This window comes from Micromonospora sp. NPDC023737 (assembly GCF_040639715.1).
Taxonomy (GTDB): Bacteria; Actinomycetota; Actinomycetes; order Mycobacteriales; family Micromonosporaceae; genus Micromonospora.
Genome location: NZ_JBFAAL010000011.1, coordinates 1 through 15,425, shown reverse-complemented (window position 1 = coordinate 15,425; position 15,425 = coordinate 1). Strand labels below are relative to the sequence as shown.

Genomic DNA, 15,425 nt, shown 5'->3' with positions numbered 1-15,425 from the left:
GTGTGTCAGACGTCTACGCCCAGCCGACGACCGGAGTCGACGCGACCGACATGAATGCCCTGGCCGGCTACACCACCCTGCGCATGGGCGGGCCGGCCGGCCGGATCGTGCCGGGCAACAGCGCCGAGGAGATAGTACGAGCGGTACGCGAGGCCGGCATCCGGGACGAGCCGGTGCTGATCCTCGCGGGTGGCAGCAACGTCGTTGTCGGCGACGCGGGCTTCCCCGGCACGGTGGTGCTCGTCCGGTCGCGTGGGCTGCGGGTGGTCGCCGAGGACACCGACACCGTGACCGTACGGGTCGAGGCGGGCGAGCCGTGGGACGAACTGGTCGCCGCCACCGTGGCGAACGGCTGGTCCGGCCTGGAGTGCCTCTCCGGCGTGCCCGGCTCCACCGGCGCCACACCGATCCAGAACGTCGGCGCGTACGGCCAGGAGGTCGCGGAGACGATCACGGGCGTCGAGGTCTACGACCGGGCGGACGGCACCGTCGGTCGGATCGACGCCGCGGACTGCGGCTTCGCGTACCGGGGCAGCATCTTCAAGTACAGCGACCGCTGGCTGGTGCTCTCGGTCGACTTCCGGCTCGCCCGCTCGCCGCTCTCGGGTCCGGTGCGCTACGCCGAGCTGGCACGCGCGCTCGGCGTCGAGGTGGGGGATCGGGTGCCGCTGACCGACGCCCGGGCGACGGTGCTGCGCCTGCGCGCCGGCAAGGGCATGGTGCTGGACGCCGCGGACCCCGACACCCGCTCGGTGGGCTCATTCTTCACGAACCCGGTGCTGGACCGAGCGGCGTACGAGCTGTTCCGTGAGCGCGCCGCGGACCTGGGCGAGGCGCCTTCCTGGCCCTGCCCCGGTGACATGGTCAAGCTGAGCGCGGCCTGGCTGATCGACAAGGCCGGGTTCGGCAAGGGCCACCCGGGGCCGGGCGGGGTCGCCATCTCCAGCAAGCACACGCTGGCGCTGACCAACCGCAGCGGCCGGGCCGGCACCGCCGACCTGGTCGCCCTCGCCCGGCAGATCCGCGACGGCGTACACACCCGCTTCGGCGTCACCCTGCACCCCGAGCCGGTCCTGATCAACTGCACGATCTGACCATCACCTGCGTGTTGAAGCACTCGTGACAGCGAGTGACCGGCATGCGGCCAGGACCCTGGGCCGGTCCAGGGTCCTGGCGGCCTGACAGAAGATCGAGTTGCCGGGCGGCATTGTGATCACTTGCCGCGCAGCGGCGCGAGGGCCTCACTCCACGCCACGACCTGGTCGAGGGTCGTGTTCAGCGCGTCCCGCTGGAAGCCGTTGGGCTTGAAGGTGCTGAAGTTCTCGAAGTCGGTGAAGAGAGACAGGGCGACCTGGGAGCGCACGTCGGCCATCTGGAGCTCGCCGGCGATCAGTCGCAGGTGCTCCACTGCCCGGGCGCCACCCACTGAGCCGTAGCTGACGAACCCGACGGCCTTGTTGTTCCACTCCTTGTAGAGGAAGTCGATCGCGTTCTTCAGGGCGCCGGACGTCGAGTGGTTGTACTCCGGAGTGACGATGATGAACCCGTCGAACGAGGCGATCTTGTTCGCCCACTCCAGCGTGTGCGGCTGCTGGTACTGATCCATGGACGGCGGGTAGACCTCGTCCAGGTGCGGCAGCTTGTAGTCGAGCAGATCGACGAGTTCGAACTCGACGTCGGCGCGCTGCTTGGCGACCTCGTACACCCACTGCGCCACGGCTGCGCCGTTTCGTCCGGGCCGGGTGCTGCCGATGATGATTCCGATCCTGGTCATCTTCGTCTCCTCCGCTGACGGGACCCCGGTGGAGTCCTTGCTTGGCGAAGCAACTATACGGAATGCAATTGCTTCGTCAAGCAAGTAAACTGGGAGCATGTTGAGTGTCACATCCGATTCCACATCCCTCCCGGAAGGGGTCAAACCGCTAAATCCGGGCGAAGAAGCCGTCGTGCGGTCCCTTCACCGCCTGATCCACGCCCTGCCTCGGGCCATCGATGCGGACCTGCTCCGCGAGCAGGGGCTTCCCCTCGTCGACTACCTGACCTTGATGAACCTCTCCGAGGCACCGGGCCGGCGACTGCGCATGAGCGAACTCGCCACGGCCTGCGAGATGTCGCTCAGCGGCATGAGCCGCCTCGTGCAGAAGCTCGAAGCGCAGGGGTTCGTCCAACGGATCAGGTGCGAACAGGACGGCCGCGGCTGGAACGCGGTGCTCACCGACGCCGGGCTCACCCGACTGGAGCAGGCCTGGCCCACCAACCTGGCCGCCACGCGCAGGCACTTCCTCGACCACCTCGCGGGCCTGGATCTCGAAGAGCTCGCCGCGGCGATGCGAAAGATCGCAACGTGAGGCGATGGTCCGTGCGCAGGATGGCAAAGCCATCGGCCGGTCCCGAGACGGGCTGAACGAAGATCCACCTTGCTGTCGACAGGCGTGGCCAGCCGCTACGCACGGGCACCGCTCTATCGGACCAGCCTCGTCCTCATTGCCGCGATCATCCGGCTTCCATGACGAGGCTGACTCCTAGCTGCCGAACCGCTCGGTGAAGTTGTGGATGAATGCGTCGGTCATGCCTGCCGCAAACGCCGGGCGGACCTCACCGAACTTCGCGAGCATGGCGCGCGCCCCAGGCAGGTCGCCCTGACGCCGCCAGGCAGGCGGCCAGTGTTCCGTACTCGACCTGCGATTTCGGCCGTCCGAGCAGGGTTTCGATCACCTTCTGCAACGTCTGGTTGCCGACCAGGAACGGCTCACCATAGGCGGTCAGGTCGGCGACGACCTGATCAACAGCTTCGTTCACCTGTTCCGGCGACCCGACCCGCCAGCGCAACGGCGTGAGCTTGGACGGCTCCGCGTCGTGCACCAAGTTGATCATGCTTGCACCCACCTGGCACACGGTGCCCGTGCGACCGAAGAGTTGCCGCTGCGACTCGGCGACGGCGGTGTGTTCGACGCCGACGCTGGAGCCGAGCGAGACACCGTCGCGTCCGGCGAGGTTGACGCCGAAGTGGAAGACGACCCCGTGCACGGGCTCGCGCACGAAGGCAACCTCGTCGTCGGGCACGAAATGATGCCGCCGCCATCCGGCGGGTGCCAACTGCTCGGTCAGTCGATCGACCGCCGGCATCGGGATCTGGGTGACCTGTTCCGGTCGTGGTGTCACCGAGGCATCTTGGCAGCCAAGGTAGTGGCTCTTGCGGCGGCACACGCAGCACGAGGCCCATCCAGACTGGCCAGGATTACGCATTCGTACGTTCACCTGATCGGCAGCACAGAGCCTAGGCCGGGGCGACGACGGACCAGGGGACGGTGAGCTCGCCGAGGCGCCAGCGAGCAGGGCGGTCCAGCAACGGCCAACCCGCGTCCTTCAGCGACCGGACGGCGTGCAACCAGCGCTGCCGCGGGCCGTACGGGGCGTAGCCGGCAGCTGCCCGCCAGGCGTCGTCCAGCGCCCGGATCAGGTCGTGCACCCGCTCACCCGGCACGTTGCGGTGGATCAGCGCCTTGGGCAGCCGCTCGGCCAGCTCGGCAGGAGTGTCCAGGGTGGCGAGCCGGGCGGCCAGCGTCAGTGAGCGCGGGCCGTCGGCGTCGATCAGCAGCCAGCCACCCAGTCGACCCAGTTCATCGCAGGTGCCCTCCACGAGCATCCCGCCCGGCGCGAGCGCGGCGGTGATCGTCTGCCATGCCTCGGGCACCGCGCTCTCGTCGTACTGGCGCAGCACGTTGAGCGCGCGTACCAGCACCGGACGCAGACCGGCCAACTCGAACCCGCCCCGCGCGAAGGTGAGCCCCGGTGGATCGGCGGCCGGCTCGGCCGCGGCCACCCGCTCCGGGTCGATCTCCAGCCCGACCAGCCGAACGTCGGGTCGCACGCCGGCGGCCAGCCGAGCGCGCAGCTCCACGGCGGTCACCGGGGTCGCGCCGTAGCCGAGGTCGACCACCAGCGGGTCAGCCGCGTCACGGAGCAGGTCACCACAGGTCGCCACGATCCAGTTGTCCACCCGGCGCAGCCGGTTCGGATTGGTGGTACCCCGGGTGATCACGCCGTACGGACGGCGCGGCCGCGCCCCCGTCATCCCCCGGACCGCCGGGCCCACCGCCGTGTCATTCGTGTCCGCCCCTGAGGGATCGCGGCTCACTCCTCGCGCTTCACTGGCCGACCCGGTGCACCTTGTGCTGGGCGGCCTGGGCCAGCGGGCGGACCACCAGGCGGTCCACATTGACGTGGTGCGGGCGGGTGGCACACCACGCGACGCAGTCCGCCACGTCCTCGGCCACCAGCGGCTCGGGGACCCCGGCGTAGACCGCCGCCGCCCGCTCCGCGTCGCCGCCGAACCGGACCAGGCTGAACTCCTCGGTCTTCACCATCCCCGGGTCGATCTCGATGACCCGCACCGGTCGGCCGCTGAGCTCCAGCCGTAGCGTGCCGGCGATCGCCGTCTGCGCGTGCTTGGCCGCGGTGTAGCCGCCGCCACCCTCGTACACGGTGAATCCGGCCGTCGAGGAGACGACCACGATGGTCCCCGCCCCGGACGCCTCCAGCGCCGGCAGCAGAGCCTGGGTGACGCGGAGCGTACCGAGCACGTTGACGTCGTACATCCACTGCCAGTCGTCGACCGAGCCGGACTCGACCGGATCCAGCCCACGCGCGCCGCCGGCGTTGTTCACCAGCAGGGTGACCGGCCCCGGCACGGCCTGGGCCGCCTCCGCCAGGGCAGCGACCGACTCGTCCGAGGTGACGTCGCAGGCGACCGCGGTGGCCCGGCCGCCGGCGGCCTCGATCTCGGCGACCAGCTCGGTCAACCGGTCGGTACGCCGGGCCGCGGCCAGCACGTGGAACCCCTCGGCGGCGAGCCGCCGGGCCGTTGCCGCGCCGATCCCGCTCGACGCTCCGGTGACGATGGCGACAGAGGTCATCCGGACATTGTGACCTCCGGCAGCGGGTGCGGTGCGCCCCGACGTGTCCGCGCTCACCATGAGGTCCGTCACGCCGACCGACCGTCCGCGCGCATTTCCCTGGTTCGATCGGGAAGATGGCATCCGGCGTACAGGTTGTCCTAAACGCCGGTCGGGCGAGACGGCATCAACCGTGAGCGGGGGAGCGGACGTGGCGGAACTTCGCACCGGCATCGGGCGTCAACGACAGGCGCAGCCCTGGATGCGGCCCCGACGGATCGCCACGCTCTCGGTGCACACCTCACCGATGCACCAACCGGGCACGGGCGACGCCGGCGGCATGAACGTCTACATCCTCGAGGTCGCCCGGCGGCTCGCCGAGGCGAACGTCGAGGTGGAGATCTTCACCCGGGCCACCTCCGGGGACCTGCCCCCGGTCGTCGAGATGGCGCCGGGCGTGACGGTCCGGCACATCATGGCCGGCCCCCTGGAAGGGCTCACCAAGGAGGAACTGCCCGGTCAGCTCTGCGCCTTCACCGCCGGGGTGCTCCGAGCCGAGGCGGCCCGTCCACCGGGCCACTACGACCTGATCCACTCCCACTACTGGCTCTCCGGACAGGTCGGCTGGCTGGCGAAGGAGCGTTGGGGCGTACCGCTGGTGCACACCGCACACACGCTCGCGAAGGTCAAGAACGCGCAGATCGCGGCGGGTGACCGCCCGGAACCCAAGGCGCGGGTCATCGGCGAGGAGCAGGTGGTCGCCGAGGCCGACCGGCTGGTGGCGAACACGCGGGTCGAGGCCCACGACCTGATCCAGCGGTACGCGGCCGACCCGGAGCGGGTCGCCGTGGTGCAGCCCGGCGTCGATCTGAACCGCTTCCGTCCGGCCGCCGGGGACCGGGACGCGGTCGTCGCCGCTGCTCGGCACCGGCTCGGCCTGCCCACCCGCGGCTACCTGGTGGCGTTCGTCGGCCGGATCCAGCCGTTGAAGGCGCCGGATGTGCTGGTACGCGCCGCCGCCGCGCTGCGCGAGCGCGATCCCGCGCTGGCCGAGCAGCTGACCGTCGTGATCTGTGGCGGCCCGAGCGGGACCGGGCTGGACCGTCCGACCGCCCTGATCGAGCTGGCCGCCTCCGTCGGCGTCGCCGACCGGATCCACTTCCTGCCGCCGCAGACCGGCGACGACCTGCCTGCCCTGTACCGGGCGGCGGACCTCGTCGCGGTGCCGTCGCACAACGAGTCGTTCGGCCTGGTCGCCCTGGAGGCCCAGGCGTGCGGTACGCCGGTGCTGGCCGCCGCGGTCGGCGGCCTGGTGACCGCGGTCCGGGACCAGGTCAGCGGGGTGCTCATCGACGGGCACGACCCGGCCGACTGGGCCCGGGCGCTCGCCCGGCTGCTGCCCGACGAGGTGCGGCGCCGCACCCTCGGGCGCGGCGCCGAGCGGCAGGCCCGTCAGTTCTCCTGGGACCGCACGGTCACCAACCTGCTCCAGGTGTACGGAGATACCGTCGCCGGGCACCGGGAACGCCTCGCGGCGCAGCTCGCCGACGATTCGGCCTTCTCCTGCTCCTGGTGAGGCCGCCGATCCCGGCCGCGGCCGCTGCTTTCGGTGGCGCTGCCGCTTCCGGTGCGGCCGTCGGCGGGCGGGGCTCTGGTCGGCGGCCCGCCCACGGCGTAGCGGCGCGGGTGCGGTGGCCGGCCCGACCGTAGAGTGGGTCCGGTGAGCGGGAAGAGCGATCTTGCGGCACTGATCGAGTCGGTCTGTGACGAGCGGGAGCTCGACTGGGAGCCGACCGGCCCACACTCGTACGCGGTGGCCCTGCCCGGCACCCACAAGCTCAAGACGGTCTGCAACCTGATCGTCGGCGAACACGCGTTGCGGATCGAGGCGTTCGTGATGCGGCAGCCCGATGAGCGGCGCGAGGAGCTGTGGGCGTGGCTGCTCCAGCGCAACGCCCGGATGTACGGGGTCTCCTTCTCGATCGACGCGGTAGGTGACGTCTACCTGACGGGGCGGATCAACCCGGCCGGCGTCGACGCCGAGGAACTCGACCGGCTGCTCGGGTCCGTCCTGACGTACGCCGACGAGTCCTTCGACACCATGCTGGAGATCGGCTTCGGCAGTTCGATCCGGCGGGAATGGGAGTGGCGGGTCAAGCGCGGCGAATCCACCGCGAACCTCGCCGCGTTCGCTCACCTCTTCGAACCGTCCGGAGGTTCGGAGCCGTCCTGACGGGTATGCCGCCCCGCGCGGTGCGGCAGGTTGGGACACGCCGCGCGCCGAGGACCATCTGTCGAGGAGCGTGAGCGTCTCATGGCTCAGCGGAACAGCTCGGGTCGCGGCGGGACTGCGACCAGGACCAGGCAACGGGCGGGGAACAAGACCCCGAACACACCGTCGATCTCCGAGTCGGAGATCTCCCGGATGCGGGTGGACGACATTCGCGGTCGGCTCCGCAAGTACGGCGTCTCGGGCATCAGCGCGCTGCGCAAGCCGGAACTGGTGAAGGAGCTCGCGCGGGCGATGCGCAGTGGTGGCGGGGCCGCGCGCAAGGCCACCGGACCGGCCGGCCGGGCCGCCGGGACGCGCGCCGCGGGGCGCGCCTCGGCCACGAAGAAGGCGGCCACCGCGCGGGCGGCCAAGGCGGCTCCGGGTCGGGCCAAGGCGGTACCGGCGAACAAGAGCGCGCCGGCGAAGAAGGCCGCCGCGAAGAGGGCGGCGGCGAAGAAGACGACCGCCGCGAAGAAGACGACCGCCGCGAAGAAGACGACCGCCGCCAAGCGGACGACGGCCGCGAAGAAGACGACGGCCGCGAAGCGGGCCGTGCCTGCACGGAAGACGGCGGCTGCGACGAGGGCGGCGCCCGGGAAGAAGGCGGCACCGGCGCGTAAGACGGCCGCTGCCAGGAAGACCGCGCCGGCGCGGAAGAGCACGAGCCGCGGCGGTACGGCCGCGAAGGCGGCGGGCGGTGGCCTCCGTACGGGCCGCGCAACCGCCCGTTCGGCGCGCTCCTCGCAGGTCATCTCGTCACTGGCGGACCGGCCGGAGCGACCGGGCCGCAGCCTGGTGACCAGCAACCACGAGGTGATCATGCGCTGGGCGCGGGAGCGTGGGGCGAAGCCGGCCACCATCGCGGGCACGGAGCGGGAAGGTCGGGTCTCGGTGCTGACGTTCAACATTCCGGGTTACCGGGAAAGCAGCCGGATCCGCGAGATCACCTGGGACGACTGGTTCCACACGTTCGACCTACGGCGGCTCAACCTGATCTATCAGGAGCAGATGCGCGACGGCCGGCAGAGCAACTTCTTCCGTACCGAGTCGCCTGATCGCGAGGACGCTTGACGGTTTGCGGGAATGCCGGACGGGTATCCGCCGTTGGCACACAGCGTGGCCCGGAGCAGGGACAGCTCACGCGCTGTGACCGGCGAGACAGCCGATCTGGGTTGAAACCGTAATCCGGGCGAATTAACTTTATTGTGCCGCGCCACGCTTGGAAACGTTCGGGGGAGCGGCGGATCGATCAGATCCGCGCACCAGGCGAGGCGCGAGGGGACGGGTGGTTCAACCGTTGGGGGACGGTGCCCACCTGTTTGGACCGGCGGCGCGAGCGGGCGACGCTTACGGGGGTGAGTGTTGCCCGCCGCCGCCGGCCCCACCAGTGCGCGAGTGCCCACCGCTGCCATAGGGCGTGGTGGGCACTCTGCGTCTGCTGTGACATCGGTGACCTGAGTCAGGTCCTGACCGGGTCGGTGGCCGGCTCCGCTCCGCCGGCCCGCATCGGCCCGCGCGCCGGAGTGTGTTCCCTGCCCCGCAGCAGTGCTGCGACGCGGCGTTCCCGGGGCGGTCCGGCGAGCAGATGGCCGACCGCGGCGAGCAGGCCGAGCCCGCCAACGACGAGCCAGTGGGCGGAACCCAGGTACTGCAGACTCACCCCGCCCAGCGTGGGCGCGACGAACGACGCGGCGGGGAAGGTCAGGTAGAAGACCGACTGATAGCGGGCGCGCAGCTCGGGCGGGGCCAGATCGGCGTTGATCTGCGCGTTCGGTGGGGCCGCGAGCATCGAGCCGACCGTCCAGACGACGGCGGCGCCCAGGTAGACCGCCAGTTCGTCGGCGACGGCCAGCGTGCCGAACCCGACCGCCATCAGCCCGGTCGAGGTCGCGAGGACGAAGCCCTTCCGGCGGCGGTCGATCAGCCTGGGTACGAAGAGCTGGCCGAGCACGATCAGCGCGCCGCCGAGCGCCACCACGAGGCCGTACGCGGACGGTTCGAGCCCGTCCGCGCGCATGGACAACGGCATGATCGTCGACGTCTGCATGGTCAGTACGGCCAGCACGAAGGTGAGCCCGACGAAGGTCAGGAAGATCCGGTCGGTGAGCGCGGTGAGCAGGCCGGGGCGTCGGGCGCCACGCGCTGCCGAACCGATCCGGGGAACGACCCGAGGTGTCCGGGCGGACCGGCGTAGCGTCTCGGGCACCTTCCAGGCGATCACCAGGGCGGTGGCGAGCGTCGCTCCGGCGTCGACCAGGAACAGCGCCAGGTAGCTCGCCTCGGCGAGTACGCCGGCCAGGAGCGAGGCGACCGCCATGCCGAGGTTGAACGCCCAGAACTGAAGGTTGAACGCGCGTGAGCGGCGCTGCTCCGGGACCATGTCGACGATCGACGCCACGAACGCCGGGCTGGGCATCGAGTGCACCACCCCGACCAGCGCGGAGAGCACCGCGATGAGCAGCAGGTGCCGGCTCAGGGCCAGCGCGACCATCAGGCCGGCAGTGATCAGGTGGGCGGTGAGCAGGGTGGCGCGTCGCCCCCAGCGGTCGGCCAGGACTCCGCCGAGCAGCACACCGACCGCCCCGCCGGCTCCGTACGCCCCGACCACCGCGCCGGCGAGCGCCTCGCTGGCGCCCCGCGCCTCGGTGAGGTAGAGCGACAGGAAGAGCATCGCGAACGCGCCGGCCCGGTTGATCAGGATGCCGGCCCAGAGGTACCAGAAGGTGGCGGGGAGACCGCCCGCGGTGTCGTGCCACCAGCGCCGCAGGGCGTGCACCCGTCCTCCAGACAGTTCGGTTTCTTAACCGTTACTGCCTGACCGTATCGGAACACCCAGGGTCGGCCGGATTCGCGTCCCGCCAACCGCCGAGACCCCGGTCCGTCCGGCCGCGCCGGGGCTACCGGGCAGGCCGGAGTGAGGCCCGGCCGGCTGTCCACTCCGGCCGGGCCGGGCCGATCAGTTCGCGGGTACCGGCTCGGCGACCGGGGCGGTCGCGGCGGCCTGCGGTGCCGTCGGCCCGGTGACTGTCGCCGCGGCGGCGGTGCGCCGCAGCGCGGCCGCACGCCGCTCCCGGGCCGGTCCGGAGATCAGGTGGGCCACGGCCATCACCCCGCCGAGGACCGCGCAGCCGACCCAGAGCGCGCTGTTGCCGGCGTGCTCGCGGACCAGCCCGCCGAAGATCGGCGCCGCCGCGCCGGCGATCTGCCAGGAGAGCGAGAAGACGCCCTGGTAGCGACCGCGGAGTTCGGCGGGGGACAACTCGGCGATGAGGGTCGCGTTCGAGGGGGAGTTGAGCATCTCGCCGAGCGTCCAGATCAGCACGGTGAGCCCGTAGAACCAGGCGGCGTGGGCGAACGCGGTGAGACCGAAGCCGACGCCGGTCACCAGGGCGGCCAGGGCGAGTACGTGGGACCGGCTCCGCCCGCGGATCAGCCGCGGCACGAAGAGCTGACCCACCACGATCAGCACGCCGTTGAGCGCGATCACCGAGCCGTACGTCGCGGGGCTCAGACCGGAGTCGCCCATCGCGATCGGCAGCATCGAGATGTGCTGGAGGAAGATCAGCGCGGCGAAGAGGTTCAACGCCACGAAGCCGAGGAAGATCCGGTCGTTGAGGATGGCGCGCAGCGCGCCCGCCGGAGCGGCCGCACCCTTGCTGACCGGACGGGTCCGCCGGGTCTCGCCCACCCGGGTGAAGATGATCAATGCGGTGACCAGCGTGGTCGCCGCGTCGATCACGAAGAGCAGCAGGTAACCGGCCTGCGCGGCGAAACCGGCCAGCACGGCCGCGCAGGCGAAGCCGAGGTTGATCGCCCAGTAGTTCAGCGAGAAGGCCCGCAACCGGTCCTTCTCCGGCACCACGTCGATCATCATGGCCCCGAACGCGGGCCGGGCCGCCTCGGCGAACGCGCCGAGCAGCAGGGCGCCCAGCGCAACCGCCCAGAGCGGCCGGGCCAGGCCGAGCCCCACCATCATGACCGCCCCGCCGAGCTGGGCGGTGAGCAGAGTGGGCCGGCGGCCCCAGCGGTCGGCGAGGGTGCCGCCGATGGTGGTACCGACCGCGCCACCGACGCCCCACAGGCCGATGACCAGGCCCGCCTGGGAGGCCGAGAAGCCGCGCTCCTGGGTGAGGTAGATGGCGAGGAACACCAGCACGAACGAGCCGAGCCGGTTGATCAGGGTGCCGGTCCAGAGGTACCAGAACCGCGCCGGCAGTCCGCCCGCCGTGTCCCGAAACCAGCTCTGCACCGTCCGCATCCGCGACCGCCCCCGTGTTTGTAATGACCGGTGTATCTAAAGCGCCTTACAAACTAGTCGGCGCCCGAGCGGTCGGTCACCAGCTTTTCCACGTGGTGGTCGTCACGACGGGTCGCGGCATGTCCAGCTACGACGTACGGCAGGATGATCCGCATGACTGCGAGTGAGGGGCCCACCGTCGGGACGCTGGTCCTGTTGCGGCACGGCGAGAGCGACTGGAACGCCAAGAACCTCTTCACCGGCTGGGTGGACGTCGATCTGACCGCCAAGGGGGAGGACGAGGCGCGGCGCGGCGGTGAGCTGCTCCGCGAACACAACCTGCTGCCGGACGTGGTGCACACGAGCGTGCTGCGGCGCGCCATCCGCACCGCGGAGCTGGCGCTGAGCGCCGCCGACCGGCACTGGATCGCGGTGCGCCGGTCGTGGCGGCTCAACGAGCGGCACTACGGCGCCCTGCAGGGCAAGAACAAGAAGCAGACCCTCGACGAGTACGGCGAGGAGCAGTTCATGCTCTGGCGCCGCTCGTACGACACCCCGCCGCCGCCCATCGACGACAACGACGAGTGGTCCCAGGTCGGCGACCCCCGGTACGCCCTGCTGCCCACCGAGCTGATGCCGCGTACCGAGTGCCTCAAGGACGTGGTGGAGCGGATGCTCCCCTACTGGTACGACTCGATCGTGCCGGACATCCTGGCCGGCCGTACGGTGCTGGTGGCCGCACACGGCAACTCGCTGCGTGCCCTGGTGAAGCACCTCGACCAGATCTCCGACGAGGCGATCGCCAAGCTGAACATCCCGACCGGCATCCCGCTGCGTTACGACCTGGACCCGAGCCTGCGTCCGCAGGTCCTCGGCGGGACGTACCTCGACCCGGAGGCCGCCAAGGCGGCCGCCGCCGCGGTCGCCAACCAGGGCCGCTGAGCCACGACCGGCAAGGGGCCCCCGCCGCGCAAGCAGCAGGGGCCCCAGCGGAGCGCGGGCGCGCGGCTCAGCCAGCGGTCGGCGCCTGTTCGCCGGTGATCAGGTAGACCACGTGCTCGCCGGCGTTCACCGCGTGGTCGGCGAAGCGCTCGTAGAAGCGGCCCAGCAGGGTGGCGTCGATCGCGGTCTCCACCCCGTACGGCCAGTCGTCGCCGAGCAGCATGCCGAAGAGGTGCTTGTGCAGCTCGTCCATGGCGTCGTCGTCGCGGTCGAGCTCGGCGGCGATGTCGGCGTCGGGCTTGGCCAGCACCGAGGCGATCTTCTCGGCCATCCGGTCGGCGATCGAGGCCATGTCGGTGAAGGTCTGGCGCAGCTCGGCCGGCACGGCGGGCGAGGGGTGCCGGCGCAGCGCGGTCTTCGCCACGTGGTCGGCCAGATCGCCCATCCGCTCGAGGTCCGCCGCCACGTGCAGGGCGGTGATCATGGCACGCAGGTCGGAGGCGACCGGCGCCTGCCGCGCCAGCAGGTCGCAGACCCGCTCCTCGACGTGCCGGTAGAGGTCGTCGATCTCGGCGTCCCGCTCGATGACGGTCTCGGCGGCCTGCCGGTCGGCGGTGAGCAGGGCCCGAGTAGCCTGCCGCATGGCGGACCGGACTCCCTCGGCCATGTCCACCAGCAGTTGGCTCACCAGGTGTAGATCGGCCCGGAACTCGTCGCGCATTGTCACGTCCTGTTGGGGGTCGTGGCCGGCCGGAGCCGGCGAAGGATTGAGCGGTGTGCCGACCACGGTAGGGCGCACGGGCGGACCCGAAATGAATCACGGTGAACGACGCCCGACGGTTACGTTAATTTTGCGGGAAGCGAGCCGGTTTCATCCCTTTCTGGGCGGTAGCCAGGTTAACAATGACCCTACGATCGCCAGGTGGAATGGGCGGTGGCGGTCGCAGTGGCCGTGGCGCTGGTGGCCGGACTGGTCGCCGGGATCCTGCTACCCGGAATCCGGTCGAGGTGGGCCCGCCGTGACAAGTCGACGGGGAGCGGCAGTTCCCACGTGAACAGGGGGAGGCCCGCCATAGCCGAGGATCCGCAGGCTGGGCTCGGCCGCCGTACGATCGACTCCCTCCGAGCCGGCGTCGTCGTGCTGGATCCGGACGACGTTCCCGTTCTGGTCAATCCCGCCGCCCGGGCGATGGGGCTGCTGCGCACCGGTGCCAGCCCGGGCTCGATAGCGGCGCACCCGCTGATCCGTACCCTCGCCGGTCAGGTCCGACGGACGGGCATCCGGCGCGAGATCGAGCTGGACCTGCCCCGGGGCCGCGACAACGCCGGGGACAATCCGCTCGGCGTGCACCTGAGGGCGATGGGCGTGGGTGCCGGCTACATCGCCGTGGAAGCCGCCGACGTGACCGAGTCGCACCGGCTCGCCCGGGTGCGGCGCGACTTCGTGGCCAACGTGAGCCACGAACTGAAGACGCCGATCGGTGCCCTGCAGTTGCTGGCCGAAGCGCTGCTGGACGCCACGGAGCCGGCCACCGACGCCGCGCCGGACCTGTCCGAGGACATGGTCGCCGCCCGTCGTTTCGCCGAACGCATACAGCACGAATCGACCCGGCTCGGTCGGCTGGTGCAGGAACTGCTCGAACTGACCCGCCTACAGGGGGCCGAGCCGCAGCCGGCCCCCGAGCCGGTCTCGGTGGACTGGGTGGTCGCCGAGGTGGTCGACCGTACGCGCACCACGGCCTCCGCCCGCGAGATCGAGGTGGTGGTCGAGGGGCAGCGTGGCCTGACCGTGTACGGCAGTGACAGTCAGCTCGCCACCGCCGTCGCGAACCTGGTCGAGAACGCCGTCAACTACTCGGCCGACGGCACGAAGGTGCGGATCACCGCCCGTGGTGGCGAGGAGCACGTCGAGATCGCCGTCACCGATCAGGGCATCGGCATCGCCCCCACCGACGTCGATCGGATCTTCGAGCGGTTCTACCGGGCCGACCAGGCGCGTTCCCGATCCACCGGCGGTACGGGGCTGGGGCTGGCCATCGTCAAACACATCGCGAGCAACCATGGCGGACGGGTCGATGTGTCGAGCACTCTTGGTGGTGGGTCGACGTTCACCCTCCGGTTGCCCGCTCGCCCCCCGGAAGACCTCTTGACGACACTGCCAGGCGCTGGGATCGAGCCCGGTTCAGCCGAGCTTCGGCAGGTCTGACAGCAATGGAAAGGAAAACCCGTTGAGCCGCGTTCTGGTGGTCGAGGACGAGGAGTCGTTCTCCGACGCCCTGTCGTACATGCTCCGCAAGGAGGGCTTCGAGGTCTCGGTCGCCGCCACGGGTCCGTCGGCCCTGACCGAGTTCGACCGGACCGGGGCTGACATCGTGCTGCTCGACCTGATGCTGCCCGAAATGTCAGGTACCGAGGTCTGCCGTCAGCTCCGGCAACGCTCACACGTGCCGATCATCATGGTCACGGCTCGGGACAGCGAGATCGACAAGGTCGTCGGCCTGGAGATCGGGGCCGACGACTACGTCACGAAGCCGTACTCGCCGCGCGAGCTGGTGGCCCGGATCCGCGCCGTGCTGCGTCGGCAGACGCCCGAGGCGGCCGAGTCGGGTACCCCGACGCTGGCAGCCGGCCCGGTGCGGATGGACATCGAGCGTCACGTGGTGACCGTCGACGGCGGCGCCGTGCAGCTTCCGCTCAAGGAGTTCGAGCTGCTGGAGCTGCTGCTGCGCAACGCCGGACGGGTGCTCACCCGGGGCCAGCTCATCGACCGGGTCTGGGGTGCCGACTACGTCGGCGACACCAAGACCCTGGACGTACACGTCAAGCGGCTCCGCTCCAAGGTCGAGCCGGAGCCGTCCGCGCCGCGCTACATCGTCACCGTGCGCGGCCTGGGCTACAAGTTCGAGCCCTGATCGACGGCCGGCGACCGGTGGGTGACCGCCGGACGGTGACCGGCGGATGGCGGACGGCGGACGGCGAGGGTGCGGGCGGCCCAACCTCCCGACCGAGGTGGTCTCCAGCGAGTACCTGACGATGGAGGGCCGCAAGTTCTCCTCGTCCCGGCGGGTCGTCATCTACG

Annotated in this window: 15 protein-coding genes and 1 pseudogene; 9 read left to right on the top strand and 7 right to left on the bottom strand. The window is 70.8% G+C overall.

Annotation, left to right across the window (positions count from 1 at the left end; all coding sequences use genetic code 11):
* The first annotated feature begins 2 nt into the window (after window positions 1-2).
* Complete coding sequence (locus AB0F98_RS21860) at window positions 3-1,094, top strand: UDP-N-acetylmuramate dehydrogenase (protein ID WP_357738052.1); 1,092 nt, start codon at window positions 3-5, stop codon at window positions 1,092-1,094.
* A 119-nt stretch (window positions 1,095-1,213) separates the two neighbouring features.
* Here the strand turns inward: AB0F98_RS21860 and AB0F98_RS21855 are convergent, their stop codons facing one another.
* A complete protein-coding gene (locus tag AB0F98_RS21855; RefSeq protein WP_357738050.1) occupies window positions 1,214-1,774 on the bottom strand; it encodes an NAD(P)H-dependent oxidoreductase in 561 nt (186 codons plus the stop codon).
* A 97-nt stretch (window positions 1,775-1,871) separates the two neighbouring features.
* On the opposite strand from AB0F98_RS21855, the gene AB0F98_RS21850 reads away from it, so the two are divergent.
* Window positions 1,872-2,348: a MarR family winged helix-turn-helix transcriptional regulator gene (locus AB0F98_RS21850; RefSeq protein ID WP_357738048.1), complete on the top strand. Its 477-nt coding sequence runs from the start codon at window positions 1,872-1,874 to the stop codon at window positions 2,346-2,348.
* A gap of 247 nt (window positions 2,349-2,595) precedes the next feature.
* Here AB0F98_RS21850 and AB0F98_RS21845 read toward each other — a convergent pair whose 3' ends face one another.
* The 3 genes from AB0F98_RS21845 to AB0F98_RS21835 form a co-directional block, all read right to left on the bottom strand.
* Window positions 2,596-3,126 carry a hypothetical protein gene (locus tag AB0F98_RS21845; RefSeq protein WP_357738046.1) on the bottom strand — a complete coding sequence of 177 codons (531 nt, stop codon included), beginning with the start codon at window positions 3,124-3,126 and terminating at the stop codon, window positions 2,596-2,598.
* 151 nt (window positions 3,127-3,277) lie between these two features.
* Window positions 3,278-4,075: a class I SAM-dependent methyltransferase gene (locus tag AB0F98_RS21840; protein WP_357738044.1), complete on the bottom strand. Its 798-nt coding sequence runs from the start codon at window positions 4,073-4,075 to the stop codon at window positions 3,278-3,280.
* 73 nt (window positions 4,076-4,148) lie between these two features.
* On the bottom strand, window positions 4,149-4,916 hold the full coding sequence (locus AB0F98_RS21835) for an SDR family oxidoreductase (RefSeq protein WP_357738042.1): 768 nt from the start codon (window positions 4,914-4,916) through the stop codon (window positions 4,149-4,151).
* Window positions 4,917-5,106: 190 nt separating this feature from the next.
* On the opposite strand from AB0F98_RS21835, the gene mshA reads away from it, so the two are divergent.
* The 3 genes from mshA (at window position 5,107) to AB0F98_RS21820 (ending at window position 8,238) form a co-directional block, all read left to right on the top strand.
* Complete coding sequence (gene mshA / locus AB0F98_RS21830) at window positions 5,107-6,471, top strand: D-inositol-3-phosphate glycosyltransferase (protein WP_357738040.1); 1,365 nt, start codon at window positions 5,107-5,109, stop codon at window positions 6,469-6,471.
* 144 nt (window positions 6,472-6,615) lie between these two features.
* Window positions 6,616-7,128: a YbjN domain-containing protein gene (locus tag AB0F98_RS21825; protein ID WP_357738038.1), complete on the top strand. Its 513-nt coding sequence runs from the start codon at window positions 6,616-6,618 to the stop codon at window positions 7,126-7,128.
* An 81-nt stretch (window positions 7,129-7,209) separates the two neighbouring features.
* A complete protein-coding gene (locus AB0F98_RS21820) occupies window positions 7,210-8,238 on the top strand; it encodes a hypothetical protein (RefSeq protein WP_357738036.1) in 1,029 nt (342 codons plus the stop codon).
* Window positions 8,239-8,626: 388 nt separating this feature from the next.
* Here the strand turns inward: AB0F98_RS21820 and AB0F98_RS21815 are convergent, their stop codons facing one another.
* Together AB0F98_RS21815 and AB0F98_RS21810 are read right to left on the bottom strand one after the other, a co-directional pair.
* Window positions 8,627-9,943 carry an MFS transporter gene (locus AB0F98_RS21815; protein ID WP_357738034.1) on the bottom strand — a complete coding sequence of 439 codons (1,317 nt, stop codon included), beginning with the start codon at window positions 9,941-9,943 and terminating at the stop codon, window positions 8,627-8,629.
* A gap of 180 nt (window positions 9,944-10,123) precedes the next feature.
* Window positions 10,124-11,425, bottom strand: a complete 1,302-nt coding sequence (locus tag AB0F98_RS21810; protein WP_357738032.1) for an MFS transporter — start codon at window positions 11,423-11,425, stop codon at window positions 10,124-10,126.
* Window positions 11,426-11,578: 153 nt separating this feature from the next.
* Here AB0F98_RS21810 and AB0F98_RS21805 point away from each other — a divergent pair, with 153 nt between their 5' ends.
* Window positions 11,579-12,346 carry a phosphoglyceromutase gene (locus AB0F98_RS21805; protein ID WP_357738030.1) on the top strand — a complete coding sequence of 256 codons (768 nt, stop codon included), beginning with the start codon at window positions 11,579-11,581 and terminating at the stop codon, window positions 12,344-12,346.
* Window positions 12,347-12,413: 67 nt separating this feature from the next.
* Here the strand turns inward: AB0F98_RS21805 and phoU are convergent, their stop codons facing one another.
* Window positions 12,414-13,067: a phosphate signaling complex protein PhoU gene (gene phoU / locus AB0F98_RS21800; protein WP_357738028.1), complete on the bottom strand. Its 654-nt coding sequence runs from the start codon at window positions 13,065-13,067 to the stop codon at window positions 12,414-12,416.
* A 201-nt stretch (window positions 13,068-13,268) separates the two neighbouring features.
* Between phoU and AB0F98_RS21795 the strand changes: the two genes are divergently transcribed.
* The 3 genes and pseudogenes from AB0F98_RS21795 to AB0F98_RS21785 form a co-directional block, all read left to right on the top strand.
* Complete coding sequence (locus AB0F98_RS21795) at window positions 13,269-14,552, top strand: ATP-binding protein (RefSeq protein WP_357738027.1); 1,284 nt, start codon at window positions 13,269-13,271, stop codon at window positions 14,550-14,552.
* Window positions 14,553-14,574: 22 nt separating this feature from the next.
* Entirely contained in the window at window positions 14,575-15,258 is a 684-nt protein-coding gene (locus tag AB0F98_RS21790) for a response regulator transcription factor (protein ID WP_076466807.1), read from the top strand.
* Between the two features lie 73 nt (window positions 15,259-15,331).
* Window positions 15,332-15,425 (top strand): annotated as a pseudogene (locus AB0F98_RS21785) (class I tRNA ligase family protein); the annotation flags it as partial.

Bases quoted from the DNA above. Each gene is read 5' to 3' on its own strand.
- AB0F98_RS21820 (WP_357738036.1), top strand. From the start codon at position 7,210: ATGGCTCAGCGGAACAGCTCGGGTCGCGGCGGGACTGCGACCAGGACC.
- AB0F98_RS21810 (WP_357738032.1), bottom strand. From the start codon at position 11,425: ATGCGGACGGTGCAGAGCTGGTTTCGGGACACGGCGGGCGGACTGCCG.
- phoU (WP_357738028.1), bottom strand. From the start codon at position 13,067: ATGCGCGACGAGTTCCGGGCCGATCTACACCTGGTGAGCCAACTGCTG.
- AB0F98_RS21855 (WP_357738050.1), bottom strand. From the start codon at position 1,774: ATGACCAGGATCGGAATCATCATCGGCAGCACCCGGCCCGGACGAAAC.
- AB0F98_RS21840 (WP_357738044.1), bottom strand. From the start codon at position 4,075: ATGACGGGGGCGCGGCCGCGCCGTCCGTACGGCGTGATCACCCGGGGT.
- AB0F98_RS21805 (WP_357738030.1), top strand. From the start codon at position 11,579: ATGACTGCGAGTGAGGGGCCCACCGTCGGGACGCTGGTCCTGTTGCGG.
- AB0F98_RS21835 (WP_357738042.1), bottom strand. From the start codon at position 4,916: ATGACCTCTGTCGCCATCGTCACCGGAGCGTCGAGCGGGATCGGCGCG.
- AB0F98_RS21845 (WP_357738046.1), bottom strand. From the start codon at position 3,126: ATGCCGGCGGTCGATCGACTGACCGAGCAGTTGGCACCCGCCGGATGG.
- AB0F98_RS21850 (WP_357738048.1), top strand. From the start codon at position 1,872: ATGTTGAGTGTCACATCCGATTCCACATCCCTCCCGGAAGGGGTCAAA.